At 67.4% G+C, this 24,368-nt stretch carries 24 protein-coding genes; 17 read left to right on the forward strand and 7 right to left on the reverse strand.

Features of this window, described 5'->3' with window-relative positions; genetic code table 11:
• Positions 1–649 precede the first annotated feature (649 nt).
• The 7 genes from TMO_RS15435 (at position 650) to TMO_RS15465 (ending at position 9,095) form a co-directional block, all read left to right on the forward strand.
• Entirely contained in the window at positions 650–1,447 is a 798-nt protein-coding gene (locus TMO_RS15435) for an ABC transporter ATP-binding protein (RefSeq protein ID WP_014746577.1), read from the forward strand.
• A complete protein-coding gene (locus TMO_RS15440) occupies positions 1,447–3,375 on the forward strand; it encodes a long-chain fatty acid--CoA ligase (RefSeq protein WP_041605017.1) in 1,929 nt (642 codons plus the stop codon). The genes TMO_RS15435 and TMO_RS15440 overlap by 1 nt, the downstream gene beginning before the upstream one ends.
• Before the next feature lie 99 nt (positions 3,376–3,474).
• Positions 3,475–4,368 (forward strand): branched-chain amino acid ABC transporter permease, encoded by an 894-nt coding sequence (locus TMO_RS15445; RefSeq protein ID WP_014746579.1) that lies wholly within the window; start codon positions 3,475–3,477, stop codon positions 4,366–4,368.
• A 10-nt stretch (positions 4,369–4,378) separates the two neighbouring features.
• Positions 4,379–5,449: a branched-chain amino acid ABC transporter permease gene (locus TMO_RS15450; RefSeq protein ID WP_041605019.1), complete on the forward strand. Its 1,071-nt coding sequence runs from the start codon at positions 4,379–4,381 to the stop codon at positions 5,447–5,449.
• 157 nt (positions 5,450–5,606) lie between these two features.
• Positions 5,607–6,839 (forward strand): ABC transporter substrate-binding protein, encoded by a 1,233-nt coding sequence (locus TMO_RS15455; RefSeq protein ID WP_014746581.1) that lies wholly within the window; start codon positions 5,607–5,609, stop codon positions 6,837–6,839.
• 94 nt (positions 6,840–6,933) lie between these two features.
• Entirely contained in the window at positions 6,934–7,785 is an 852-nt protein-coding gene (locus tag TMO_RS15460; RefSeq protein ID WP_041606622.1) for an ABC transporter ATP-binding protein, read from the forward strand.
• Between the two features lie 68 nt (positions 7,786–7,853).
• Positions 7,854–9,095 (forward strand): phenylacetate--CoA ligase family protein, encoded by a 1,242-nt coding sequence (locus tag TMO_RS15465; protein WP_014746583.1) that lies wholly within the window; start codon positions 7,854–7,856, stop codon positions 9,093–9,095.
• A 106-nt stretch (positions 9,096–9,201) separates the two neighbouring features.
• On the opposite strand, the gene TMO_RS15470 is transcribed toward TMO_RS15465, so the two are convergent.
• The 6 genes from TMO_RS15470 to dctP all read right to left on the reverse strand — a co-directional run bounded on the left by TMO_RS15470 (position 9,202) and on the right by dctP (position 14,777).
• Positions 9,202–9,927 carry a ribonuclease activity regulator RraA gene (locus TMO_RS15470; protein WP_041606624.1) on the reverse strand — a complete coding sequence of 242 codons (726 nt, stop codon included), beginning with the start codon at positions 9,925–9,927 and terminating at the stop codon, positions 9,202–9,204.
• A 14-nt stretch (positions 9,928–9,941) separates the two neighbouring features.
• Positions 9,942–11,672 (reverse strand): L-arabinonate dehydratase, encoded by a 1,731-nt coding sequence (gene araD / locus TMO_RS15475; protein WP_014746585.1) that lies wholly within the window; start codon positions 11,670–11,672, stop codon positions 9,942–9,944.
• A gap of 5 nt (positions 11,673–11,677) precedes the next feature.
• Positions 11,678–11,842: a hypothetical protein gene (locus TMO_RS31705; RefSeq protein WP_014746586.1), complete on the reverse strand. Its 165-nt coding sequence runs from the start codon at positions 11,840–11,842 to the stop codon at positions 11,678–11,680.
• A 10-nt stretch (positions 11,843–11,852) separates the two neighbouring features.
• Positions 11,853–13,169, reverse strand: coding sequence for a TRAP transporter large permease (locus tag TMO_RS15480; protein WP_014746587.1), 1,317 nt, complete (start codon positions 13,167–13,169; stop codon positions 11,853–11,855).
• Positions 13,159–13,680, reverse strand: coding sequence for a TRAP transporter small permease subunit (locus TMO_RS15485; protein ID WP_014746588.1), 522 nt, complete (start codon positions 13,678–13,680; stop codon positions 13,159–13,161). Before TMO_RS15485 ends, TMO_RS15480 begins: the two co-directional genes overlap by 11 nt.
• A 74-nt stretch (positions 13,681–13,754) precedes the next feature.
• Positions 13,755–14,777, reverse strand: coding sequence for a TRAP transporter substrate-binding protein DctP (gene dctP, locus TMO_RS15490; RefSeq protein ID WP_014746589.1), 1,023 nt, complete (start codon positions 14,775–14,777; stop codon positions 13,755–13,757).
• Positions 14,778–14,901: 124 nt separating this feature from the next.
• On the opposite strand from dctP, the gene TMO_RS15495 reads away from it, so the two are divergent.
• The gene (locus tag TMO_RS15495; RefSeq protein WP_014746590.1) at positions 14,902–15,621 is read left to right on the forward strand and encodes a GntR family transcriptional regulator; all 720 of its coding nucleotides are present in this window, start codon (positions 14,902–14,904) and stop codon (positions 15,619–15,621) included.
• Positions 15,622–15,648: 27 nt separating this feature from the next.
• On the opposite strand, the gene TMO_RS15500 is transcribed toward TMO_RS15495, so the two are convergent.
• Entirely contained in the window at positions 15,649–16,296 is a 648-nt protein-coding gene (locus tag TMO_RS15500; RefSeq protein WP_014746591.1) for a LysE family translocator, read from the reverse strand.
• Positions 16,297–16,450: 154 nt separating this feature from the next.
• Here TMO_RS15500 and ccmA point away from each other — a divergent pair, with 154 nt between their 5' ends.
• The 9 genes from ccmA to ccmI all read left to right on the forward strand — a co-directional run bounded on the left by ccmA (position 16,451) and on the right by ccmI (position 24,339).
• On the forward strand, positions 16,451–17,113 hold the full coding sequence (gene ccmA, locus TMO_RS15505; protein ID WP_014746592.1) for a heme ABC exporter ATP-binding protein CcmA: 663 nt from the start codon (positions 16,451–16,453) through the stop codon (positions 17,111–17,113).
• On the forward strand, positions 17,110–17,784 hold the full coding sequence (gene ccmB, locus TMO_RS15510; protein ID WP_014746593.1) for a heme exporter protein CcmB: 675 nt from the start codon (positions 17,110–17,112) through the stop codon (positions 17,782–17,784). The genes ccmA and ccmB overlap by 4 nt, the downstream gene beginning before the upstream one ends.
• Positions 17,785–18,059: 275 nt before the next feature.
• The gene (locus TMO_RS15515) at positions 18,060–18,674 is read left to right on the forward strand and encodes a heme ABC transporter permease (protein ID WP_322111254.1); all 615 of its coding nucleotides are present in this window, start codon (positions 18,060–18,062) and stop codon (positions 18,672–18,674) included.
• A gap of 180 nt (positions 18,675–18,854) precedes the next feature.
• Positions 18,855–19,109, forward strand: a complete 255-nt coding sequence (gene ccmD / locus TMO_RS15520) for a heme exporter protein CcmD (protein ID WP_323755106.1) — start codon at positions 18,855–18,857, stop codon at positions 19,107–19,109.
• Positions 19,093–19,653: a cytochrome c maturation protein CcmE gene (ccmE, locus tag TMO_RS15525; RefSeq protein ID WP_014746596.1), complete on the forward strand. Its 561-nt coding sequence runs from the start codon at positions 19,093–19,095 to the stop codon at positions 19,651–19,653. The genes ccmD and ccmE overlap by 17 nt, the downstream gene beginning before the upstream one ends.
• Complete coding sequence (locus TMO_RS15530) at positions 19,653–21,668, forward strand: heme lyase CcmF/NrfE family subunit (protein ID WP_014746597.1); 2,016 nt, start codon at positions 19,653–19,655, stop codon at positions 21,666–21,668. Before ccmE ends, TMO_RS15530 begins: the two co-directional genes overlap by 1 nt.
• 12 nt (positions 21,669–21,680) lie before the next feature.
• Positions 21,681–22,217 (forward strand): DsbE family thiol:disulfide interchange protein, encoded by a 537-nt coding sequence (locus TMO_RS15535; protein ID WP_014746598.1) that lies wholly within the window; start codon positions 21,681–21,683, stop codon positions 22,215–22,217.
• Positions 22,214–22,918 carry a cytochrome c-type biogenesis protein CcmH gene (locus TMO_RS15540; protein WP_014746599.1) on the forward strand — a complete coding sequence of 235 codons (705 nt, stop codon included), beginning with the start codon at positions 22,214–22,216 and terminating at the stop codon, positions 22,916–22,918. Before TMO_RS15535 ends, TMO_RS15540 begins: the two co-directional genes overlap by 4 nt.
• Positions 22,915–24,339 carry a c-type cytochrome biogenesis protein CcmI gene (gene ccmI / locus TMO_RS15545; RefSeq protein WP_014746600.1) on the forward strand — a complete coding sequence of 475 codons (1,425 nt, stop codon included), beginning with the start codon at positions 22,915–22,917 and terminating at the stop codon, positions 24,337–24,339. The genes TMO_RS15540 and ccmI overlap by 4 nt, the downstream gene beginning before the upstream one ends.
• Positions 24,340–24,368 lie beyond the last annotated feature (29 nt).

Raw genomic sequence — 24,368 nt, forward strand, 5'->3', positions numbered from 1 at the left:
ATCCCGGGTGGGTGCACCGCAAACGGACGTCGCGGCGTCGATGCCGCGTTCGCGCGCCGTGATATCAGGGATCGCCCGGAAAGTCTACGAAAACCGCCGCCTTGCACGATGGTCGGGGGGTGGGTCAGGGGCCGGGCGCGGGGCAGGTTCGGGCCGCGCCGCACCGCAGTGCCGTCACCGTGCACGGCGCGTGCCGGGACGGTGGAGCGCCCCCCGCCCCGGCTTTCCGCCCCCCCGCTCATCCGGCGCCCCCTGTCGGTCGGACCTGATCCGGCCATGCGTGCCGGTGGCCGCGCGCGTGATCATCGACAGTTTGCGTGTGTGATCATCCACCCTTGCACGCCGTGTCGCGAAGGCCCGCCAGCATCATCCCCCAGTATGATAACGGCGTTATTGAAATATTGCTGGGTTTGCCTTCGTAACTTTGGCAAACAGACAATCGTCACGCCACTTGGGATTTGACCCCCGGGGCGACGTGGTGATGTAATGTCATGACAAAACGGCATGACAAAACAAAGAACGAGGCGCAGCCGCCGCAGCTTCCGTGACCGGTCTGGTATCTGGGGATGCCGGGGAGGACCGGCCGGAACGACGGATGGACACCGGGAGCCGTTGCCCGTTGCGCCCCATACAGGGAGACCCGAGGCCCATGGGCGAACAGACCCCGCTCCTGGAGGTCAAGGACGTATCGTTGCGATTCGGCGGCGTGCGCGCCCTGACCGAGGTCAGCTTCCACGTCCGGCCCGGCGAGCTGTTCTCGATCATCGGGCCGAACGGTGCCGGCAAGACCTCAATGCTGAACTGCGTGTCGGGCCGCTACACGCCCACCGAGGGCCGCATCCTGTTCGAAGGCCGCGACGTGACCGGGCTGTCGCCCAACCATCGCGCCGCCCTCGGCATCGGCCGGACCTTCCAGAATCTCGCACTCTTCGGCCATATGTCCGTGCTCGACAATATCATGGTCGGCCGGCATCACCTGCTGAAGAACAACGTCTTGACCGGCTCGCTCTACTGGCTGGGCGGCGCCCGCCGCGAAGAGCTGGAACACCGCCGTGCGGTGGAAGACATCATCGACTTCCTCGAGATCGCCCATGTCCGCCGTGCGACGGCGGGGCAGCTCTCCTACGGCCTGCGCAAGCGGGTGGAGCTGGCACGGGCGATCGCCCTCAGGCCCAAGCTGCTGCTGCTCGACGAGCCGATGGCCGGCATGAACCTCGAAGAAAAAGAGGACATGGCCCGGTTCATCATCGACCTCTCCGAGGAATGGGGCATGACCATCATCATGATCGAACACGACATGGGGGTGGTCGCCGACATTTCGCATCGGATCATGGTGCTCGATTTCGGGCGCAAGCTTGCCGAGGGCTCGGCCGACGACGTGCTCAACGACGAGCACGTCAAGAAGGCCTATCTCGGCGAGGATGACGACGAAGAGGCGGTGGCGTGATGTCCCAGCAATTCCCCGATTTCACGATCCACGACACTCTGCCGAAACTGCTCGCGCACAATGCGGCCACCTACGGGTCCGAGGTGGCCCTGCGGGAGAAGGAATTCGGCATCTGGAACGAGTTCACCTGGTCCGACTACAACGACCGGGTGCGAGAGATGGCGCTCGGCCTGATTTCGCTCGGCGTCGCCCGGGGCGAGGTCGTGGCGATCCTGTCCAAGAACCGGCCTGAAGCCCTCTATGGCGAGATTGCGATCCATGCCCTGGGCGGGATGAGCCTCGCCATCTACCAGGACGCCATGTCGAGCGAGGTCGCCTATCTGCTCAACTACGCCGGCGCCCATGTGGTGCTGTGCGAAGACGAAGAGCAGGTCGACAAGCTGCTGGAACTCGGCGACGACATCCCGACGGTGCGGACCATCGTCTATGCCGATCCGCGCGGCATGCGCAAATACGATGATCCGCGGCTCAAGGATCTGGCAGAGGTCTATGAACTCGGCCGGGCACTCCACGGCCGGGAGCCCGACCGCTATGCACGTGAACTCGCGGCCGGCAAAGGCGACGACGTCGCCATCCTCTGCACCACATCGGGCACGACCTCGAACCCCAAGATGGCCATGCTGCAGGGGGGGCGCTTTCTCGAGCATTGCGCACGCTATCTGATGGTCGACCCCAAAGGTCCGACCGATGATTACGTCTCGGTGCTGCCGATGCCCTGGATCATGGAGCAGATCTACGCCGTGGCACAGCCGCTGATCTGCCGCATCCGGGTTAACTTCGTCGAAGAGCCCGAGACGATGATGGCCGATCTGCGCGAGATCGGACCGAGCTTCGTGCTGCTGGCCCCGCGGGTCTGGGAACAGATCGCGGCCGATGTCCGCGCCCGGATGATGGAGAGCACGCCTCTCAAGAACGCGCTTTATGATTTCGGCATGAAGCGGGCGCTGAAGGCGCTGGAGCAGGGACGGCGATCGAAACTCGCTGATTTCGTGCTGCTGCGGGCGCTGCGCGACCGGCTGGGCTTCTCTAATCTGAAATCGGCCGCGACCGGCGGTGCGGCACTCGGCCCCGACACCTTCAAGTTCTTCCAGGCCCTGGGTGTGCCGCTGCGTCAGATCTACGGCCAGACGGAAACCGCTGGCGCCTACACCGTGCACCTGGCCGACGATGTCGACATGAACACGGTCGGCAAACCCTTCCCGGGCGTCGAGATCAGGATCGTCGCCCCCGATGAAAACGGCGTGGGCGAGATCGTCGCCCGTCATGACGGCCTGATGGCCGGCTACTACAGGAACGAGAAGGCATCGGTCGAGGATCTGCGCGAGGGCTGGATGTATTCCGGCGACGCCGGTTACTTCGACAAGAAGGGTCATCTGGTCGTCATCGATCGTATCAAGGACATCGCCGAGACCGCGAACCGGGTGCGGTTCTCGCCCCAGTTCATCGAGAACAAGCTCAAATTCTCGAGCTTCATCGGCGAATGCGTGGTGCTGGGCAACCAGAAGCCGTTCATCTCGGCCATCCTCTGCATCCGCTATTCGGTGGTCTCCAAATGGGCCGAGCAGCGGGGGATCGCGTTCACCACCTATACCGACCTTTCGGCCAGGGCGGATGTCTATGATCTGCTGCGTCAGGAGGTGGAGCGGGTGAACGAGACCCTGCCCGAGGCCCAGCGCATCCGGCGCTTCCTGCTGCTCTATAAAGAGCTGGACGCCGATGACGGCGAGCTGACCCGCACCCGCAAGGTGCGGCGCAACGTCATCAACGAGCGCTACGGCCGGATCATCGACGCGATCTACAACGGCCGCGACGACATCGACATCGACACCACCATCACCTTCCAGGACGGCAAGCAGGCGCGGATTCAGACGGTCCTGCGCATCGTCGACCTGGGGGCGCCGGTGGTACCGCTGCGCAAGGCGAGCTGACCGCCACGCCCCGCCAGGTTTCGGGCCCGCTGCGGCCCCAGGTTTCCGCCCGGAGGGGCCGCAGCGCCGGCCCTGCGCAAGCGAGGAGCTTTCCGCGCCATGACGTCTTCACTTTTCGTACAACTTCTGGTCAATGGGCTGATCGTCGGCACGCTTTACGGCGTCGTCGCGATGAGTTTCGTGCTGATCTACAAGGCCTCCCAGATCGTCAATTTCGCACAGGGTGAATTCCTGCTGATCGGCGCCTGGGTGTGCTGGTGGATCATGACCGATCTGCAGCTGCCCTTCTTCTGGTCCTTCCTCTTCACCCTCGCCTTCATGGTGGTGTTCGGCATCCTGCTTCAGGTGGTGGTGCTGCGACCGCTGATCGGTGAACCGATCATCTCGGTGATCATGGTGACGATCGGGCTCTCGATCTTCTTCCAGGCGATGATGAAGTGGATGTTCGGCGTGTTCGTGCAGCCCTTCCCGCCGATCTTCGAGACCAGTTCGGTCACCATCCTGGGCCTCCAGGTCCAGACCGCCTATGTGATGAGCCTGGTGATCTCGCTGATCGCCATGGGTCTCTTCGCCTGGTTCTTCAAATTCTCCAAGATCGGTCTCGCCATGCGGGCGACCGCCTTCAACCAGCAGGTCGCCCAGTCGCTGGGCGTCTCGGTGAAGCAGATGTTCGCCATCTCCTGGGCGATCTCGGCGGTGGTCTCGGCGCTGGCCGGCGTGGTGGTCGGCATCGTCAACGGCGTTTCGGCCGGCCTGTCGCTCTTCGGCTTCAAGGTGTTCCCGGCGGTGATCCTGGGCGGGCTCGACTCGATCATCGGCGCGGTAGTGGGCGGCCTGATCATCGGCGTGCTCGAGAATATGGCGGAATATGTCGACGGCCAGTTCCTGCACATCGGCAACCTCTATGCCGTGGCCCCCTTCTACGTCCTGATCATCATCCTGATGATCAAGCCCTACGGGCTCTTCGGCACCAAGAACATCGAGCGCGTGTGAGGCCGGAACCATGAGCAGCATGTCCCTCCGCCCCTGCGGCGACTACCGGACCTCTTACGCCAAGGACACGACGATTTTCCCGACGAAATGGTCGCGGAATTTCGCCATCCTCGGCCTCGTCCTGGCGGCGCTCTTCCCGCTGATCGCCAGCCAGTACCACATGAACCTGGCGATCACGATCGCGATCTACGGCATCGCCGCCCTCGGCCTCAACATCCTGGTCGGCTTCACCGGCCAGATCTCGCTCGGCCATGCCGCCTTCTTCGGCTTCGGTGCCTTCTCGTCAGCCTTCCTCAACAACACCTACGGCGTGCCGGTGGTAATCGCCATCCCGCTCGCCGGGCTCATGACCACGGCGGTCGGCCTGATCGTCGGCATCCCGGCAGCGCGGATCAAAGGTCTCTATCTCGCGATCGCGACGCTGGCGTCGCAGTTCATCCTGCAGGACTTCTTCTCGCGGGCGGACTTCTTCACCGGCGGTTCGGCGGGCGCACTCGCCCAGTCGTTCTCGCTGTTCGGCTGGGAAGCCTATGGCGAGCACAACTTCTACTACGTGGCACTCGTCTTCATGGTGATCTGCTTCCTGCTGGCCACCAACATGCTGCGCTCCCGCGACGGCCGGGCCTTCGTGGCGGTGCGCGATCACTATCTCTCGGCCGAGGTGATGGGCGTCAACCTCACCAAATACCGGCTGATGTCCTTCGGTGTCAGCTCGTTCTACGCCGGCATCGCAGGCGCGCTCTATGGCCACTATCTGGGCTTCGTCTCGGTCGAAAGCTTCACCATCCTGCTGTCGATCCAGTTCCTGGGCATGATCATCATCGGCGGCCTCGGCTCGGTGATGGGCACGCTGATGGGCACCGCCTTCATGGTGCTGCTGCCCGAGGTTCTGGAAGGCGTCGTCTCGGCCATGAACGGGGCCGGACTGATCGGCGCCTCGTTCATGACCAATGTCGCCTTCCTCAAGGAGGCTGCGATCGGCCTGGTTATCGTCCTGTTCCTGATCTTCGAACCCGACGGGCTCGCCCATCGGTGGCGGCAGATCAAGGCCTACTGGAAACTCTATCCGTTCTCGTACTGACCCGTTGCCGTCGCGGCGCCGACCGCGACGGTACCCGGCCCCGGCGGGCCCGGATCTCGCGCCCCGCGCGTATGCACCCTGCCCGCCCCATCCGCAGCCGACAACGGCCGCGATCGAAGACAAGAACGAAGCATTCCGCTTCTTCAGGGAGAGACACATGTCCAGGAAGACTCTGACCGGCGCGTTCGCCGCCATCCTGGTCGCCGGCGCCGCCTCAGCGGCGATTGCGGCCGACGACATCAAGATCGGCAACCTGGTCGACTACACCGGTGCGACCTCGACGGTCAGCAAGCCGTTCTCGGAAGGCAAGATCGATGCCTTCAACTGGATCAATGCCCATGGCGGCATCAACGGCAAGCAGATCACCGCCGATACCGTCGACTATTCCTATCAGGCACCGCGCGCCATCGCCGCCTATAAGCGCTGGGTGTCGGAATTCGGCGCTGTGGCGATCGCGGGCTGGGGCACTGCCGACACCGAAGCCCTGGTCGGCTTCCTGGCCAAGGACGAGATGCCTTACTACTCGGGCTCCTATTCCGCCCATCTGACCGATCCGACCGGCAAGTCGGGCGTGGTCAAGGCGCCGGCTCCCTACAACTTCTTCTACAACGTGTCTTATTCGGATGCGCTGCGCGGCATGCTGCAGTGGGCCGCCGAGGACTGGAAGAAGCAGGGCAAGGAGGGCAAGCCCAAATACGTCCATATGGGCGACAACCACCCCTACCCGAATGCCGCCCGCAAGGCCGGTGAGGAATACGCCAAGGAGCTGGGCTTCGACGTCCTGCCGGCGATCCAGTACTCGCTCGCCCCCGCCGACTTCAAGGCGCAGTGCCTGACGCTGAAGGAATCCGGTGCCAACTACGCCTATCTGGGCAACACGGCCGGTTCCAACATTTCACTGCTGAAGAGCTGCGAGACCGTCGGCGTCGAAGCACAGTTCATGGCCAACATCTGGGGCTTCGACGAGAGCGCCGCCGAGGCCGCCGGTTCCGCCGCCGACGGCGTGGTCTGGGTCGTCGGTTCCGCCACCTGGCAGGACGATGCCCCGGGCATGAAGCTGGTGCACGAGATCGCCGGTGGCGACGGCTATCGCCCGGTCCACTATGTCCGCGGCGTCTGCACGGCCTTCTACATGAAGGAAGCCATGGAGTGGGCCGACAAGAATGGCGGCGTCACCGGGCCGAACATCAAGCAGGGCATGTACCAGAAGACCGACTGGGTGCCGGCCGGCCTGGAAGGCGTGTGCTTCCCCTCCACCTGGACGCCCGAGGACCATCGCGGGACGATCGACATGTATGTCTATCAGGGTGAGGTGAAGGACGGGAAGTTCGCCATGAACCGCCTGGCCGAAACCCGGATCGACCGCCGCCCCGAGTGGCTGGGCTGGTGATCCGACGGGACCCGTCTGCCGCGACACGGCGGCGGACGGGTCCTCCCCTCTTCCCGACCCGACCACTCTTTCCTGCACGAGACCTCGCATGTCGATGACCCAGACCGCCACATCCGGCCCCCGGCCCGGCACCGGCGCCCGCCCCGCGGCGGAAGCCGAGCCGATCCTGACCGTCAACAACATCGAGGTCGTCTACAACGACGTGATCCTGGTGCTGCATGGCGTGAGCCTGAACGTGCCCCAGGGTCAGATCGTGACCCTGCTGGGGGCCAACGGCGCCGGCAAGTCGACCACCCTCAAGGCCATCTCGGGCCTGCTCAAGAGCGAGGATGGCGAGATCACCCGCGGCGACGTCACGTTCATGGGCGAGAAGATCAGCGGGCTCGAACCCCAGGAAATCGTCAAGCGCGGCCTGTTCCAGGTGATGGAAGGCCGGCGCGTGGTCGAGGATATGACCGTCGCCGAGAACCTGCGCCTGGGTGCTTATACCCGCCGGGACAGCGGGGTGAAGGCCGATATCGAGATGGTCTACCACTACTTCCCGCGCCTCAAGGAACGGACCGGGCTTTCCGGCTATCTCTCGGGCGGCGAACAGCAGATGCTGGCGATCGGCCGCGCCATGATGGCGCGCCCCAAGCTGATCCTGATGGACGAGCCGTCGATGGGCCTGTCACCGCTGCTGGTGAAAGAGGTCTTCTCGATCATCAAGCAGATCAACGAAGAACAGGGCATGACCATTCTGCTGGTCGAGCAGAATGCCCGTCAGGCCCTCAAGCACGCCTCTTACGGCTACATCATGGAAAACGGCAAGATCGTGCTCGACGGCAGCCGTGACGACCTGATGGGCAACGAGGACGTGAAAGAATTTTACCTCGGCACGGGTGGCGGCGAGCGCAAGTCGTTCAAGTCGATCAAGTCGTTCAAGCGCCGCAAGCGCTGGCTCTGATCTCCGGCCACTTCTCCCGCAACCAGACACCGACGGGCGCCCGCCGCCCCCGCATCCGGTACAGGACGATGACCGACAGCATCCATTACGACGACCGTGAGACCATGGATCCCGAGCGGCGGGAGGCGGGACTGTTCGCACGGCTGCCGGCGCAGATCGCTCTCGCCAAGGCCAAGGCGCCTGCCATGGCCCGGCTTCTGGCCGAGGTGGACGCCCCGGCGATCCGGGATCGCACCGCCCTCGCCACGCTGCCCGTGCTGCGCAAATCCGAACTGACCGCCCGTCAGGCCGCAGAACCGCCGTTCGGTGGGCTCAATGCCGAGGGACCGGGCGAACTTGCCCATCTGTTCATGTCTCCGGGGCCGATTTACGACCCGCAGGGCTCGGGGCCTGATCCCTTCCGCTTCGCCCGCGCCTGCTGGGCGGCGGGTTTCCGGCCCGGCGACGTGGTGCACAACACGCTCGCCTACCACTTCACCCCCGGCGGCTGGATGTTCGACACCGGCGCCCGTGCCGTCGGCTGCGCAGTGATCCCGGCCGGTGGTGGCAACACGGAACAGCAGCTGGCGGCCATCGCCCAGCTGAAGCCCACCGCCTTCACCGGCATGCCCTCCTTCCTGAAGCTGCTGCTGGAGCGGCAGGAAGAGGCCGGACAGGCTGCCACCATCACCAAGGCGCTGGTGACCGGTGAAGCCCTCACCCAGACACTGCGTCAGGAACTGGGGCGGCGCGGGGTCACCGTGGGTCAGGTTTACGGCACGGCGGATCTGGGCCAGATCGCCTATGAGGGCCCGACCTCGGAAGGCATGATCCTGGACGAGGATCTGATTGTGGAGATCGTCCGCCCCGGCACGGGGGATCCGGTGCCCGAGGGCGAGATCGGCGAGGTGGTCGTCACCACCTTCAGCGGCACCTATCCGCTGATCCGCTTCGCAACCGGAGACCTGTCGGCCTTCATGGCCGGCACCAGCCCCTGCGGACGTACCGGCATGCGCCTGCGCGGCTGGCTGGGCCGGGCCGATCAGACCACCAAGATCCGCGGCATGTTCGTCCATCCCGGGCAGGTCGCCCAGGCGCTGAAGGCCGTGGGCGGCATCTCGCGCGCCCGGCTGGTGGTCACCAACCCCGAGGGCCGGGACACGGCGGTCCTGCGCTGCGAGGTGCCGGAGGCCGGTGCCGATGACCTCGCCGGCCGGCTGGCCGACGCCTTCCGCACGGCAGCCAACCTCCGGGCCGAGGTGGAACTGGTGACCCCGGGTGCCCTCCCCGGCGACGGCAAGGTCATCGAAGATGCCCGGATCTATGATTGAGTGAGCCTTCCTTTCCATCCTCCCGCAGCCCATCTCGCGGGGCCGGCCCAGGGCCGTGCCCCGCTTTTTTTGAGCGGATGGATGAAGGGCGGCTCACCCTCCAGGATCATTCCCCGGTGTCGCGCCGCCAGTCTTCATAGGCGTCGAGGTTCTCCTGCTTCGTCGCAGGATAGAGGCCGATGATCGTGTCTCCCGCTTTCACCCGCTCCAGCACGAAATCCTCGTAGCTCTCCATGGCGGAGCACTCCGCCGCCAGCTCGTCGGCAAGATGGGCCGGGATCACCATCACGCCATCGGCATCGCCGACCAGTACGTCGCCGGGGAAGACCGCGACATCGCCGCAGGCGATCGGCCCGTCGATCTCGATCGCCTCGTGCAAGGTGAGGTTGGTGGGCGCCGAGGGACGGGCGTGATAGGCCGGCATCTCCAGCCGGCCGATCCCTTCGGCATCGCGAAAGCCGCCATCGGTGACGATGCCGGCGCAGCCGCGCATCTGGAGCCGGGTGACCAGGATCGAGCCGGCCGAGGCGGCGCGGGCATCCTTACGGGCGTCGATCACCAGCACATGGCCCGGCGGGCAGGTTTCCACCGCCACACGCTGCTTGTGCTCCGGATCGCGGAAGACCGTGATCGGGTTGCGATCCTCCCGCGCCGGGATGTAGCGGAGCGTGAAGGCCGGGCCGACCATGCTCCGCCCTTTCCAGGCCACCGGCACGGCACCCTGGATGAACTGATTGCGCAGGCCGCGCTTGAACAGCGCGGTCGCGAGCGAGGCGGTCGAAACGCGGGCGAGCTTCGCGCGCGTCTCGTCCTTCAGCGGGTGTCCGGTCATCTGGCGGCCTGCCTTCAATAGATCACGGGTTCGTCGACGGGCGCCCCGAAGGACGTCTCCAGATAGTCGAAATCGCAGCCCTTATCCGCCTGCTGGATGTGGTTGGTGAACATCCAGCCCCAGCCCCGGTGGAAGCGCGGCGGCGGCGGGGTCCAGGCGGCCCGGCGCCGGGCGATCTCTTCGTCATCGACCAGCATGTCCAGCCGACGGCCGGGCACGTCGAGGCGCACGATATCGCCGGTCTGCAACAGGGCCAGCGGCCCGCCGACATAGGATTCGGGCGCCACATGCAGCACGCAGGCGCCGAAGGACGTGCCCGACATCCGCGCATCCGACAGCCGGACCATGTCGCGACAGCCCTGTTTCAGCAGCGCCTTGGGCATCGGAATCATGCCCCATTCGGGCATGCCCGGTCCGCCCTTGGGGCCGGCATTGCGCAGCACCAGCACGGCATCGGGGGTGATGTCCCAATCCTCGTCGTCCAGCTTTTCCTTCAGCTCGGGATAGCTGTCGAAGACTATGGCCGGCCCTTCATGGACCAGGAATCTGGGATCGCAGGCCACCGGCTTGATCACCGCACCATCGGGGGCGAGGTTGCCCTTCAGCACCGCGAGCGACCCCTCGTTGTAGATGGGGTTGTCGACCGTGCGGATGACGTCGTCGTTCCAGACCTCGGCACCGTCGATCCCCTCGCCCAGCGTGCGCCCGGTCACGGTCAGACAGTCGCGGTGCAACCGGTCGCCCAGCCGCGCCATCAGCGCCCGCAGGCCGCCCGCATAGAAGAAATCCTCCATCAGATAGGTGGATCCGGCCGGGCGGATATTGGCGATCACCGGGGTCACCCGGCTTTTGGCATCCAGGTCGTCGAGGGTGAGATCGACCCCGGCCCGCCGGGCCATGGCGATCAGATGCACCACCGCATTGGTCGAGCAGCCGGTGGCCATGGCGACGGTCACCGCATTGTCGAAGGCCGCCGCGGTCAGGATCCTGGCCGGGGTCAGATCCTCCCAGATCATGCCTACGATCCGCCGCCCGCAGTCGGCCGACATGCGGATGTGGTTGGAATCGGCGGCCGGAATGGACGAGGCTCCCGGCAGCGTCAACCCAAGCGCCTCGGCGATCGCCGTCATGGTCGACGCCGTGCCCATGGTCATGCAATGGCCGTAAGAGCGCGCGATGCCCCGCTCCATGCCCTTCCACTGCGCCTCGGTGATGGTGCCGGCGCGGCGTTCGTCCCAGTATTTGAATGCATCCGAACCGGAGCCCAGGGTGCGCCCTTCCCAATTGCCGCGCAGCATCGGCCCGGCCGGCAGATAGATCGCAGGCAGGCCGGCCGAGATCGCGCCCATCACCAGGCCGGGGGTGGTCTTGTCGCAGCCGCCCATCAGCACCACGCCGTCGACCGGGTGGGAGCGGATCAGCTCCTCGGTCTCCATCGCCAGCATGTTGCGATAGAGCATCGTCGTCGGCTTGACGTAATTCTCGCTGACCGACAGGGCCGGCAGCTCGATCGGGAAGCCGCCGGCCTGAAACACGCCGCGCTTCACGTCGTCGACGCGCTGCCTGAAATGCTGATGGCAGGGATTGATGTCGGACCAGGTGTTCAGGATCGCCACCACCGGCTTGCCTGCCCAGTCCTGCTCGTCATAGCCCATCTGCAGGGTTCGGGAGCGGTGCCCGAAGCCGCGGAAATTGTCGGGCGCGAACCAGCGCGCCGAGCGCAGCTCGTCATAGGTCCTGGTCATGGGGGTCATCCGGTAAAGGCGAAAATCAGCCAGGTGAGGGCAGCGGCGGCGAGGCCGCCGGCAATTTCCGGCCAGTTGCCGAAATCGAAGCCGTCGGCCGCCTCTTCCGCGGCAAAATCGGCGGCGGTCACCGCCTCGTCCTGATCCTGGATCGGGTCGTCGGGTCGCATCGATGCCTCCTCATTCCACCAGCGAGGGCAGCCAGAGGGCGATGTCGGGGAAGGCCAGCACCAGCAGCAGACCAATCGCCTGCAGGGCGATGAACGGCATCACCGCGGCAAAGATCTCCTGCAGCTCGACATCCTTGGGCGCCACCGATTTCAGAAAGAAACAGGCCGGACCGAAGGGCGGCGACAGGTAGTAGATCTGGATGTTCATCGCGAACAGCACGCCGAACCAGACCGGGTCGTAGCCCAGATCCTGGACCACGGGGGCGAAGATCGGCACGGTGATGAACAGGATAGCGATCCATTCAAGAAAGGTGCCCAGCACCATCACGATCGCCATCATCACCACGATCACCCAGATCGGCGCGATGTCGAGCGAGGTGAGCATGCCGCGCAGGAAGTCGCCGCCGCCGATCCGGTTGTAGATGCCGATCAGCGACACCGCCCCCAGCACCAGCCAGATGATCGAACCGACCGTCAGTGCCGTGCGCCGCATGGCGTCGCGGGCCATGGTCCAGGACAGCTCGCCCCGCACCGCGGCGACCACGAGCGATCCGACCGCACCGATCGCCGCCGCCTCGGTCACCGTGGCGACGCCGCTGTAGATGACCCCCAGCACCGCCATGATCAGCACGGCCGGCAGGATGGCGCCGTTCAGAAAACGCAGCCGCTGCACGAAGGGCAGGCCGGTTTCGGGGATGTCGTAGATCGGCGCCAGCGACGGGTTGAGCCGCACCCGCACCAGCACATAGGCGATGAACAGCGAGGCGAGCAGCAGCCCCGGCACGGCCGAGGCCGCGAACAGCTTCGTGATCGAGACCTGGGCGGCCAGGCCGTAGACGATCAGCACCACCGAGGGCGGGATCAGGGTCGCCAGCGCGCCGGCCGCACAGATGATGCCGATCGACATCTTGCGGTCATAGCCGAGACGCAGCATCTGCGGCAGGGCGATCAGCCCCAGCATCACGATTTCGCCGCCCATGATGCCGCTCATCGCGGCCAGGACAACGGCCACTACGGTGGTCTGTACGGCGACCGAGCCGCGGAAACGCCCGCCCAGGATCGCCATGCTTTCGAACAGCGTATGCGCGATCCCCGATCGTTCCAGCACATTGGCCATGAACACGAAGAAGGGCACCGCGATCAGTTCGTATTTGTGCAGGACCTCGGTGACATTGGCCGAAACGATGAAGAAGCCGGCACGCTCGCCGAAATAGAGCACTGCCGTCACCAGCGACACCGTAAGCGTGGTGACGCCGAGCGGAATGCCGATCGCCATCAGGGCCAGCAGGCCCAGGACGATCAGGATGGTGATGATCTCAATGCCCACCGCCGTCTTCCTTCTCGGTCCCCTGGAACCAGCGGATCAGGTTGGCGAAGAGCTGCGCGACATAGAGCACGCACCCCGCCAGCAGCACGACCTTGAGGTAGCTGGGCTGGATGGAGTTGAGCGCCGTGCCGGAATATTCCGGCCGCGCGATCACGCGCATCGCCGGGCTCCAGATCGCCAGGATCAGGCCGGTTACGGCGCCGATCGACACCAGGATCTGGATCAGGCGGAAACGGCGCCAGAGCTTCGGGCCGACCAGGATTTCGAGCATGGTGATCGAGATGTGGCGGTTGCGCTCGGTGACATAGCCGACCGAGAGCACCCAGGCCGTGGCACAGAGCGCCATGGTCACCTCGATCGACCAGCTTGTGGGGTGATCGAAGCCGTAGCGCATCACCACCTCCAGGGCCGAGAGGGCGATGCAGGCGAAGAGCAGCGACGCACAGGCCTGGCCGGTGAAGACGCTCACCCGGTCCATGGCCGCGGCGCAGCAGGCGAAGAACCGTCTCATCGGGCCTCCCGCTGACGGAACCCACTCCAGGCCGGTCGCGGCACCGCCAGGGCGACACCGCGACCGGCCGGCGATCACTTCAGCAGGCCGATCTGCTTCATGTAGGCGAGGTTGGCGTCCAGGGCCTCCTTGGCGAGCGGACCCTTGGCGGCGAACTTCTCCCATTCGATGCGGGCGACGTCGCGCAGCCTGTCGCGATCGGCCTGGGCCCAGTCGATGACCTCGACCTTGCCGGCGGCGGCATCCTTCGCGGCCAGCGCCGCATCCTGTTCGGCGACCACCCGGGTCAGATCGGCCATAGCCATGTAGAACCAGTCGCGCAGCGCCTTCCGGTCGGCCTCGGAAAGGTCTTCCCATTTCTCGCGATTGAACGAGAGCTGCATCGACGGCATCGAATGGATGCCGGGATAGAGCGGATAGCGCGCGACGTCGTTCAGCCCGGTGCTGGCATTGTTGACATAGGCCGAGGCGTCGGCGGCATCGACGATGCCCTTTTCAAGCGCACCATAGACTTCCGAGAACGGAATGGAGACCGGGCTTGCGCCGGCCGCCTGGAACACGGCCGAGGCCAGCCCCTCGGGCGCCCGGATCTTCTTGCCCTTCAGGTCGTCGAAGGTCCGGATCGGCACCCGCGCCGGCAGGGCCTCGCGGCTGTAAGGCGCGCAGCCGACCAGATGCGCCTCGCCGTCGGAAACCTCGTCCAGCGCCTTCTGCCAGACCGCTTCGCCGGGGCCGTTTTCGCAGAAACCGGCCATCTGCTGCGGCGTGTCGTAGCCCGAGATCAGATCGCCCAGGATGGCGAAGGCGGGCTCCAGCCCCGAAAAATAGTTGACCGAGGTCCAGTCGCCATCGATCACGCCCAGCCCGACGGCATGGGGCGTCTCCTTGGCCGGCACCACAGATCCGTTGGGCGTGAGGGCGATTTCCACCCGGCCGCCGGTCATCTCGGCGATCTTCGGCAACCAGTGTTCGGTGAGGTACTGAGTCGAGAAGTCGCCGGCATTGAACGACGTCTGGACGGTATAGGTCGCGGCCGTGGCCGGTGCCACGAAGGCGCAGGCCACCAGGCCCGCGAGGGCCGTGATCGTCGGGCGCATTCCATATCCTCCCTGGGCATCGAGGGTTTGATCACCTCGTTGACAAAAGCACTAATATATTAGTTGCCCTGACGCAACATCTGATATGGTCCGGGAAGAGAGTGCTTCAGGGAGCCCGCCGCCCATGTCCCCCAGGCGATCCGTCCTGCCCGACTTCACCGACATCGCCACGCTGGCCGATCTGGACCGGCGGCCGTTGGCGTCGCAGGGCATCTATGCCGCACTCAGGCGCCGGATCATCGACCTGGAGCTGAAGCCGGGGGCCCTGCTGTCGCGCACCCAGCTGGCCGAGGAATATGCCGTCAGCCAGACGCCGGTGCGGGACGCCTTCCTCAGGCTGGAGCGGGAGAAGCTGGTCGAGATCTTCCCCCAGTCGCGCACGGTGGTTGCCAAGATCGATATCGCCCATGCCCGCGAGACCCAGTTCCTGCGGCTCGCGATCGAAATCGAGGTCGCCAAAACCATCGCCCGCCACCAGATACCGGCAGACTTGACGGCCTATGCCCGTCGCCTGCTGCATCTGCAGGGCCAGGCCTTCGCCGATGGGGATATCGAGCGGTTCTCCATCCTGGACCGGCATTTCCATCTGGCGCTCTACGACGCCGTCGGCCATCCCGATCTCTGGTACATGATCGCCGAACGCTCCGGCCATATCGACCGGCTTCGCGCGCTGAACCTGGTCGATCCGGGCAAGGCCCAGGGCATTCTGGACTATCACGGCCGCATCCTGGACCGGATCGATGCGGGCGATACCGCCGGCGTGGAAGAGGCGGTGCGCGGCCATCTTTCAGGCACGCTCAGCGCCGTCGCCCGGATCATGGAGCGCCATCCCGACTATTTCTGAGGGCATGTCCGCCCGCGTCAGGACCAGTCAGGACCAGTAGTCGATCCCGGTATAGACCAGCACACCCGCGCCGATCGCCGCCAGCACGGCACCGGCGCCGCGCTTGATGCGCATCGGCCAGCGCGGCGCGAGTTTGCGGCCGGCATGGGCAGCGCCCCAGGCAAGACCCGCCCACCACAATGCACCACCCGCCGCAATGCCGCCCAGAAGCGGGATCTTGTCTTCGGCGAAGCGGCCGAGGGTCGCGAACAGGGCAAGGAAGGCCGCAACCGCCGTCGGGTTGACGATGGTAAGTGCGAAAGTGGCGATACAGCCGGAACAGGCGGCCATCACCCGGTTGCGGCCGTGATAGGTCGGGTTGGGCAAGGCGGTGATCTGGCCGCCGTCGCGGCTGAGCGCACCGGTCGCGGTCACCAGCCCCATGATCAGCAGCAGCAGGCCAGCGAACAGCTGCAAGGGCCGCTCGAAGGCATAGATCTGCTCGATCCAGCCGAGCCCCGCCACGGCGATGCCGGCATAGACCAGATCGGCCAGCACGACGCCCAGGCCGGTCACGAAGCCCACCCGCCAGCCGCGGTCCAGGCTGCGCCCGATCACCATCACCGCCGCCGGCCCCACCGGGGCCGCGACCACCAGACCGATGCCGATGCCCGCGAGGAAGCTGGACAGGATCATGCGCCGATCGTCCGCTCCGCCATCTGTCCTCCTGTCGTCTTTGCCATCTGGATCGGATCCCGGCCTTTTCGCAAAGCGCCCTTTGGTCTATGCATTGTGGCGCCCCGAAGGCAAGCCCGGAAGCCGTCGACCGAGGCCGTTTCATGAGGATCGCGTGACCACGGACCCGCTGGATGAGACCCCAGACCGGCTGACGCTGCAAGAGCTGGCATGCTTCCGCGGCGACCGGCCGATCTTCATCGGCCTGGATGCGGAGCTGGAGGCCGGCCATGCGCTGGTCGTCACCGGCCGCAACGGCGCCGGCAAATCGACGCTGTTGCGCATCCTGGCGGGCTTCGTGCGCGCCGATGCGGGGCAGGTGCTCTGGAACGGCGTCGATCGCGAGGATCACGACATCCCCTGGCGGGAACGGCTCCACTATCTGGGCCATCGCGACGGCATCGCCGCCGAACTCGCAGCCGGCGCCGATCTCAGGCACTGGGCAGCGATCCTGGGCGTGCCACGGCCGCTGCGGGCGGCACGGGTGGCCGAAGCGCTGGAGGCCCTCGACATCCCGCATCTGGCCGAGCTGCCGGTGCGGGTCCTTTCGGCCGGCCAGCGCCGGCGCCTGGCCCTCGCCCGCCTGCTGCTCGCCCGGCGTCCGCTCTGGGTGCTGGACGAACCCACCACCGCGCTCGACCGCGACGGTCAGGCGCTGGTCGCCCGGCTGATCGGCGATCATCTCGACCAGGGCGGCATGGTCGTCACCGCCACCCATCTGGCCCTCGGCCTGGACGACCGGGTCGTGCCGCTCGATATCGAGGAGGCGGCGCCATGAGCCTGGCCGGCACCTTCAGCGCCATCCTGATCCGCGATCTGGCCCGCACCGCCGGCCGGTCCGGAGATGTCGTGGCCGTGCTCGCCTTCTTCGTGGTGGCGGCCACCCTCTTCCCACTGGGTGTGGGCCCCGGCCCGCAGGTGCTGGCGCGGATCGCCTCGGGTGTGGTCTGGGCATCGGCGCTGCTTGCCGTGCTGCTCTCGCTCGACCGGCTGTTCGATGCCGACCGCAATGACGGGGCGCTCGAAGGTCTGGCCCTCTCCCCCGCGCCGCTCGCGATCGTGGTGCTGGCCAAGACCGCGGCCCACTGGCTGACCACGGGCCTGCCGCTGATCCTGATGGCACCGCTGGTCGCGATCATGCTGCAGGCGGAGCTGCGGCTGGTCCCCGCCCTGATGGCCTCGCTCGCCCTCGGCACGCCGGCGCTGTCGCTGATCGGCGCAATCGGTGCGGCCCTCACCCTGGGCGCCCGGCGGGGGGCGGCGCTGATGCCGCTGCTGCTGCTGCCGCTCTATGTTCCGGTGCTGATCTTCGGGGTCGGCGCGGTCGAAGCGGCGGCGAACGGTCTGCCCATGGGGCCGCATCTGATGCTGCTCGCCGCGGGCTCGGTGCTTGCCCTCGCCCTGGCGCCGCTGGCCGCGGCTGCCGGGTTGCGCGCGGGGCTGGACTGATCGGGGCCTGCGCGCGACACTTGGGCGTTCCGGACCGCGTCCGATGGTCGCGCAGGCCCGGCAAGGCTTGACGCCCGGCCGCCAGGCGTGCACCTCCTCGCGGGTGCGGGTTCCGGAACCCGTGTTCCATCTGTTCCCTCAGCCGGCGGGGTCCCGTCCGCGATGCATCGCTACGCCAATCCCACCCTCTATGGCCGCATCGTCGACCGCGTCCGCCGCCGGCCGGGCTGGCGGGGCTGGCGCTGATTCTGGTCGGGCTCTATCTCGGCCTGTTCGTGGCGCCGCCCGACTATCAGCAGGGCGAAAGCTTCCGAATCATGTATGTCCATGTGCCGGCGGCGTGGATGGCGATGTTCTCCTATGCCGGCCTGGCGGTGTCGAGTGCGGTCTACCTGATCTGGCGCCATGGCGTGGCCGACGTCACCGCCAAGGCGATCGCGCCGGCGGGGGCCGCCTTCACCGCCATCGCGCTGGTCACAGGCTCGCTCTGGGGTCAGCCGATGTGGGGCACCTGGTGGGTCTGGGACGCGCGGCTGACCTCGGTGCTGCTGCTGTTCTTCCTGTATCTGGGCTACATGGTGCTGCGGGACGCCTTCGATGCGCCCGAACGCGGTGCCAAGGCGGCGGCCATCCTGGCGGTGGTGGGTGTGGTCAACCTGCCGATCATCAAGTTTTCGGTCGACTGGTGGAACACGCTGCACCAGCCGGCGACGATCTCGAAGCTCGACGCGCCCTCGATCCATCCGTCCATGCTCTGGCCGCTGCTGGCGATGGCGCTGGGCTTCACGCTGATCTTCGTGGCGATCGTCTGCCTGCGCGCGCGGACGGAACTTCTGGAACGCCGGGCGCGCAGCCTGGAGATGCAGGCGGCGCTCGGCCGCGCCGAGTGACCGGAAGAGGCAAATGACCGGAACAGGCCGGGCCGCCGCGGATTTTTGTCACGCAACTTCCGCGACATAGCGGCGCAAGCCTGCCGCAGCACTGGACGCGGGCCCCGGCCTGACACTATCTGTTGCGCAAGATCGCGCCGGGCCTGCCGGACGACGATCATTGTTGAGGACATGACGGCGGTGAACGACCTCGAAACCTTCCTGGCGATGGGCGGCTATGCCGCCTATGTGTGGCCCTCCTTCGGCTTCGCCCTTGTGGTGCTGGCGGGGGTGTGGCTGCAGGCCCGCGTGGCGCTGCGCCGCGCCGAGGCCCGCCTGGCCCGGCTCGAGGCGCTGGGGCTGGACCGGCGCGCACGCCGCCGCCGCCCCGCCCCTTCCGCACCGGGCACCGCCGCCCGCACCGACGGAGCCACCGACGATGCCGCCCGCGCCTGAAGCTTCCGCCGCCGGACGCGGCACCGCCGCCCGCACGCCTGCCCCACGACGCTTCAACCGCAAGCGTCGCCGGATGTATGCGCTGGGCGGCATCCTGCTGCTGGTCGCCGTGGCGGTCGCCCTGGTTCTGGGCGCCTTCCGCGACAATCTGCTGTTCTTCTACAGCCCGAGCGACATTCAGGCGAAGCAGGTGGAACCCGGTACCCGGCTTCGGGTCGGCGGCCTGGTCGAGGCCGGCAGCGTGATCCGAGGCCCCGGTACCAATGTCGCCTTCACCGTCTCGGACGGTGCCAAGACCCTGGTCATCCATTACGACGGCCTGCTGCCGGATCTGTTCCGCGAAGGCCAGGGCATCGTCGCCGAAGGCCGGCTGGAGCCCGATGGCACGGTCACGGCCGAACAGGTTCTGGCCAAGCATGACGAGACCTATATGCCGCCCGAGGTGGTCGACGCCATGAAACGTGCCGGCACCTGGCACGGCGAAGGTACGCCCGAGGGCAGCCATCAGAAGCTTCTGAAGACCGGCAGCGGGGATCCCAGCTGATGATCGCCGAACTCGGCCACTACCTCCTGGTCCTGGCGCTCGCCATGGCCATCGTCCAGGCGGTGGTGCCGCTGATCGGGGCCGCGCGCGGCGATGCGGCGCTGATGGCCGCCGGTCGCGGGGCCGCGATGGCCCAGATGCTGTCGATCCTGGGGGCCTTCGCCGCGCTGACCACCGCCTTCATCCAGAGCGATTTTTCGGTGCTGCTGGTCGCGGCCAATTCCCACACCGCCAAGCCGCTGCTCTACAAGATCACCGGCGTCTGGGGCAATCACGAGGGCTCGCTGCTGCTCTGGGCCACGATCCTGGCCCTCTATGGCGGCGCGGTGGCGCTGTTCGGCCGCAATCTGCCGCCCTCGCTTCGGGCGCGGGTGCTCGCGGTCCAGGGCATGATCGCGATCGGCTTCCTGCTGTTCATGCTGCTGACCTCCAACCCCTTCGACCGGCTGATGCCGCCGCCGGCAGAGGGGCGCGACCTCAACCCGCTGCTCCAGGACCCCGGCCTCGCCTTCCATCCGCCCTTCCTCTATCTCGGCTATGTCGGCTTCTCGATCGCGTTCGCCTTCGCGATCGCAGCCCTCATCGAAGGCAAGGTCGATGCCGCCTGGGCGCGCTGGGTCAGGCCCTGGACGCTGGCGGCCTGGGTGTTCCTGACGATCGGCATCGCGCTCGGCTCGTGGTGGGCCTATTACGAGCTCGGCTGGGGCGGCTGGTGGTTCTGGGACCCGGTCGAAAACGCCTCGCTGATGCCCTGGCTGGCCGGCACCGCCCTTCTGCATTCCGCGATCGTGGTCGAGAAGCGCGACACGCTGAAATCCTGGACCATCCTGCTCGCGATCCTGACCTTCTCGCTCAGCCTGCTCGGCACCTTCCTGGTCCGCTCGGGCGTCATCACCTCGGTCCACGCCTTCGCGAGCGACCCGACCCGCGGCGTCTTCGTGCTCGGCTTCATGTGCGTGGTGGTGGGCGGCGGTCTCACCCTCTATGCCTGGCGGGCGCCGACGCTGAAGCCCGGCGGGCTGTTCGCCCCGGTCAGCCGCGAAAGCGGGCTGGTGGTCAACAACCTGCTGCTGTCGGCTCTGGCCGCCACCGTGCTGATCGGCACGCTCTATCCGCTGTTCCTGGATGCCTTCGCCGGCGCCAAGGTCACCGTGGGCCCACCCTTCTTCGATGCCACGGTCGTGCCACTCGCGGTGCCGCTGCTGATCGTGGCCGGCATGGGCCCGTCGCTGGCCTGGAAGCGTGGCGATCTGGGGGCCGTGCTCCAGCGGCTGCGCTTCGCCATGGTCGCGGCCCTGCTTGCCGCGGCGGCCGGGTTCTTCGTCGGCGGCATTTCGGTCGATGGTGCGCTCGGCGCGCTCGGCCTGATGCTCGGCGTCTGGCTGGTGGCCGCCAGCCTGGCCGATGTCGCAGAGCGCATCCAGATCGCGAAGGGTGCGGGCACCGCCTGGCGCCGGGCACGTAACCTGCCGCGTGCAGCCTGGGGCACGGCGGTCGCCCATCTGGGCGTCGGCATTCTGGTACTCGGGATCACCGGTGCGTCGATCTGGCAGGCAGAGAAGACCGTAACACTCGCCCCCGGTGACCGGGCCGAAATCGGCAGCCGGGTGGTTGAATTCCGTGGCGTCACCCAGCAGCCGGGGCCGAATTACCGCAGCACCATCGGCGATCTGCGTCTGATGTCGGGCGACGGGCCCGGCGCACGGGCGGTGGCGAAGCTCAGCCCCGAGATCCGCTTCTATCCCGCCCAGGGCACCACAACCACCGAGGCCGCCATCCGCACCAATGGCGTCGCTGACGTCTATGTGGCGCTCGCCGGCGCCGAACCCGTGGACGGGAAGTGGAGTTTCCGGCTCTACCACAACCCGCTGACGCCCTGGATCTGGGGCGGCGCGCTGGTCATGGCACTCGGCGGCATGATATCGCTGAGCGACCGGCGCCTCAGGGTCGGGGCGCCGCGCCGCGCCCGGACCCCGCAGACCACCGGCTCCCTGCCCCCCGCCCCCGCCGAGTGAGTGGCCGCGCCGATGCTGAAGCGTCTGATCTACGTCCTGCCGGTGCTGGTGTTCCTGGCACTGGCCGGGGTGTTTCTCACCGGGCTCGACCTCGACCCCCGGGCCGTGCCCTCGGGCCGGATCGACAAACCGGTCCCGGCCTTCGCGCTCGGGCCGATCGAGGGTCGGGAGCAGGGGCTCGCCGCGGCAGATCTGGCTGACGGCCGGCCGGTGCTGGTCAATTTCTTCGCGTCCTGGTGTGTCCCCTGCCTGGCCGAACACCCGCTGCTGATGAAGATGGCCCGCGAAGAAGGCGTGCGCATCGTCGGGATCAACTACAAGGACCGGCCCGAGGATGCCCGCCGCTGGCTGGATCGCCATGGTGATCCCTATACCCGCATCGGTGCCGATATCGACGGCCGGACCGGCATCGAGTTCGGCATTTCGGGCGTGCCGGAAACCTTCGTGGTCGACGGCCGGGGCCGCATCCTGGCCCAGCATATCGGCGTGCTGACCGAAGAGGCGCTGGAAGACCGCATCCGTCCGCTGCTGAAGGAGGCGGCCGAATGACCCGCGCGGCTTGCCTCGCGATCGCCGCCCTGCTGGTCGTCTCCGCCCCGCAGGTGCTGGCCCAGCAGACCGACGCCCCGGCACAGCGTTCGCCCCAGGAAATGCCGGCCCCCGGCAGCGTGGCCCCCGGCCCGCTCGCCCAGCCCGAGGTTCCGCTGGCCGACCCGGCCGAAGAGCAACGGGCGCGCGAGATCTCGAAGGAACTGCGCTGCCTGGTCTGCCAGAACCAGTCGATCGAGGACAGCAATGCCGAACTGGCCCGCGACCTGCGTCAGGTGGTGCGCGAGCAGGTGGCGGCCGGCCGCAGCCGCGACGACATTCTGACCTTCATGGTCGACCGCTATGGCGACTGGATTCTGATGCGGCCGCCGGTCAAGTCGACCACCTATCTGCTTTGGGGCGCCCCGGCGCTGGCCCTGCTGATCGGGGCTGCGATCGCGATCGGCTTCATCCGCCGCCAGCGCCGCGCCTATGCCGCCCGCGCCGCCGAGGATGGCTTCGCCCGCCCGCTCGACGACGACGAGGCCTGGCGCCTGGCCCGGCTGCTCGACGAAACCGGTCCCGCCCCATCCGGCACGGACGAAGTCTTCGATCCGGCGCCGGACACGACCCGGGCAGCCGGCGCGGATGACGGCGCCCCCGATGCCTCCGGATCCGACGAAGACGACACGCCGCCCAAGGACGGACGCCCCCAGACATGACCGGTCTCTGGTTCTGGGCGGTCATCGCCCTGGTCACCCTGCTTGCCCTGACCGTGCTGCTGCTGCCGGTGCTGAAAGGTCGCGCCCGCGAACGCGGGGCCGCCCGGCTGGGGGACATCGCGATCTACCGCCATCAGCTGGCCGAGGTCGATACCGAACTCGCCCAGGGCCGGCTGACGGCCGAGGAGGCGACGGCCGCGCGGCTCGAGATCCAGCGCCGGCTGCTTGCGGCCGATGCCGCCCGCGGGGCGGAACCGCATCACGCGCCCTCGGGCCGCAAGGAACGACGCCGGGCCAACCGCCTGGCGGCGATCCTGATCCTGCTGGTGCCGATGATCGCCGTCGGCGTCTATCTGCATCTGGGCCAGCCCGGCCTGCCCGACCATCCGGCGGCGGAACGGCCGCTCGCCCAGGCGAGTGATGCCGATCTGGCGAAGCTGGCCGAAGAGCTTGCGACCAAACTTGAAGGCGCCGACAGCGAGGACCCCCGTGGCTGGACCCTGCTCGGCCGCGCGCTGAGCAGCCTGGGGCGCCATGACGAGGCCGCCCGCGCCTTCGCCCGGGCGCTGGCCCTGGCCCCCGATGACGTCGACCTGCTGACCAGTGCCGCCGCCGCCGAGGTGATCGCCCGCGGCGGGCAGGTGGACGAGCATGCCCGGGTGCTGTTCGACCGTGCCGTCGCCCGCGATCCCGGCAATGCCGCAGCCCGCTATTATCTGGGCCTTGCCGACGCCCAGGCCGGCCGGATCGCCGAGGCGCTGGAACGCTGGGTGGCGCTTGCCGCCGACACCCCCGCCGACGCCCCGTGGCGGGCTGAGCTGGAACGTCAGATCCGCCGCGCCGCCGGCGATCTGGGCCGGCCGGTCGCAAGCCTCATCCCCGAAAGCTGGCGCAACCCGGGCGAGGCCGCAGAGGCACCCGGCGGCATGGCCGTGCCGCCCGCCCAGGCCGAAATGATCCGCGGCATGGTTCAGGGGTTGGCCTCGCGCCTGGAAAACGCGCCCGAGGATCCCGACGGCTGGCTGCGTCTCGCCCGCTCCTATACCGTTCTCGGTGATCCTGCCGCGGCACGCGCGGCCCTTGCCCGCGGCGCCGAAGCCAATCCGCGGGTGATGGACCTGCAGCTCGCCCTGATGCAGGCACGGGTCGAGGTTCCGGACGACGGCGACCTCGACCCGCGGATCATCACCGCTGCCCGGGCCGCCCGCGACCGGGCGCTGGCGCTGGCGCCCGAACACGACATGGCGCTCTGGCTGGGGGGCGAGGTCCATGCCCGCGACGGCGAACTGGATCAGGCCCGCGCCCTGTGGCACCGCCTGCTGGACGTGTTGCCCAAGGATTCGCCCGACCGGCGTCAGGTAGAGGCGCGGATCACAGCACTCGACGACACCACCGGCGACGTGCCGCCCCCTGCCGAGTGATCGGTGCCACTGCCGGTTTCCTCCGGGCC

Source organism: Tistrella mobilis KA081020-065, from assembly GCF_000264455.2.
Classification (GTDB): domain Bacteria; phylum Pseudomonadota; class Alphaproteobacteria; order Tistrellales; family Tistrellaceae; genus Tistrella; species Tistrella mobilis.

Bases quoted from the DNA above. Each gene is read 5' to 3' on its own strand.
- TMO_RS15470 (WP_041606624.1), bottom strand. From the start codon at position 9,927: ATGACCGGACACCCGCTGAAGGACGAGACGCGCGCGAAGCTCGCCCGC.
- ccmI (WP_014746600.1), top strand. From the start codon at position 22,915: ATGACCGGTCTCTGGTTCTGGGCGGTCATCGCCCTGGTCACCCTGCTT.
- araD (WP_014746585.1), bottom strand. From the start codon at position 11,672: ATGACCAGGACCTATGACGAGCTGCGCTCGGCGCGCTGGTTCGCGCCC.
- TMO_RS15495 (WP_014746590.1), top strand. From the start codon at position 14,902: ATGTCCCCCAGGCGATCCGTCCTGCCCGACTTCACCGACATCGCCACG.
- TMO_RS15440 (WP_041605017.1), top strand. From the start codon at position 1,447: ATGTCCCAGCAATTCCCCGATTTCACGATCCACGACACTCTGCCGAAA.
- dctP (WP_014746589.1), bottom strand. From the start codon at position 14,777: ATGCGCCCGACGATCACGGCCCTCGCGGGCCTGGTGGCCTGCGCCTTC.
- TMO_RS15460 (WP_041606622.1), top strand. From the start codon at position 6,934: ATGACCCAGACCGCCACATCCGGCCCCCGGCCCGGCACCGGCGCCCGC.
- ccmB (WP_014746593.1), top strand. From the start codon at position 17,110: ATGAGCCTGGCCGGCACCTTCAGCGCCATCCTGATCCGCGATCTGGCC.
- TMO_RS15445 (WP_014746579.1), top strand. From the start codon at position 3,475: ATGACGTCTTCACTTTTCGTACAACTTCTGGTCAATGGGCTGATCGTC.
- TMO_RS15530 (WP_014746597.1), top strand. From the start codon at position 19,653: ATGATCGCCGAACTCGGCCACTACCTCCTGGTCCTGGCGCTCGCCATG.
- TMO_RS15500 (WP_014746591.1), bottom strand. From the start codon at position 16,296: ATGATCCTGTCCAGCTTCCTCGCGGGCATCGGCATCGGTCTGGTGGTC.
- TMO_RS15535 (WP_014746598.1), top strand. From the start codon at position 21,681: ATGCTGAAGCGTCTGATCTACGTCCTGCCGGTGCTGGTGTTCCTGGCA.
- TMO_RS15435 (WP_014746577.1), top strand. From the start codon at position 650: ATGGGCGAACAGACCCCGCTCCTGGAGGTCAAGGACGTATCGTTGCGA.
- TMO_RS15455 (WP_014746581.1), top strand. From the start codon at position 5,607: ATGTCCAGGAAGACTCTGACCGGCGCGTTCGCCGCCATCCTGGTCGCC.
- TMO_RS15465 (WP_014746583.1), top strand. From the start codon at position 7,854: ATGACCGACAGCATCCATTACGACGACCGTGAGACCATGGATCCCGAG.
- ccmE (WP_014746596.1), top strand. From the start codon at position 19,093: ATGCCGCCCGCGCCTGAAGCTTCCGCCGCCGGACGCGGCACCGCCGCC.
- TMO_RS15485 (WP_014746588.1), bottom strand. From the start codon at position 13,680: ATGAGACGGTTCTTCGCCTGCTGCGCCGCGGCCATGGACCGGGTGAGC.
- TMO_RS15540 (WP_014746599.1), top strand. From the start codon at position 22,214: ATGACCCGCGCGGCTTGCCTCGCGATCGCCGCCCTGCTGGTCGTCTCC.
- TMO_RS15450 (WP_041605019.1), top strand. From the start codon at position 4,379: ATGAGCAGCATGTCCCTCCGCCCCTGCGGCGACTACCGGACCTCTTAC.
- TMO_RS31705 (WP_014746586.1), bottom strand. From the start codon at position 11,842: ATGCGACCCGACGACCCGATCCAGGATCAGGACGAGGCGGTGACCGCC.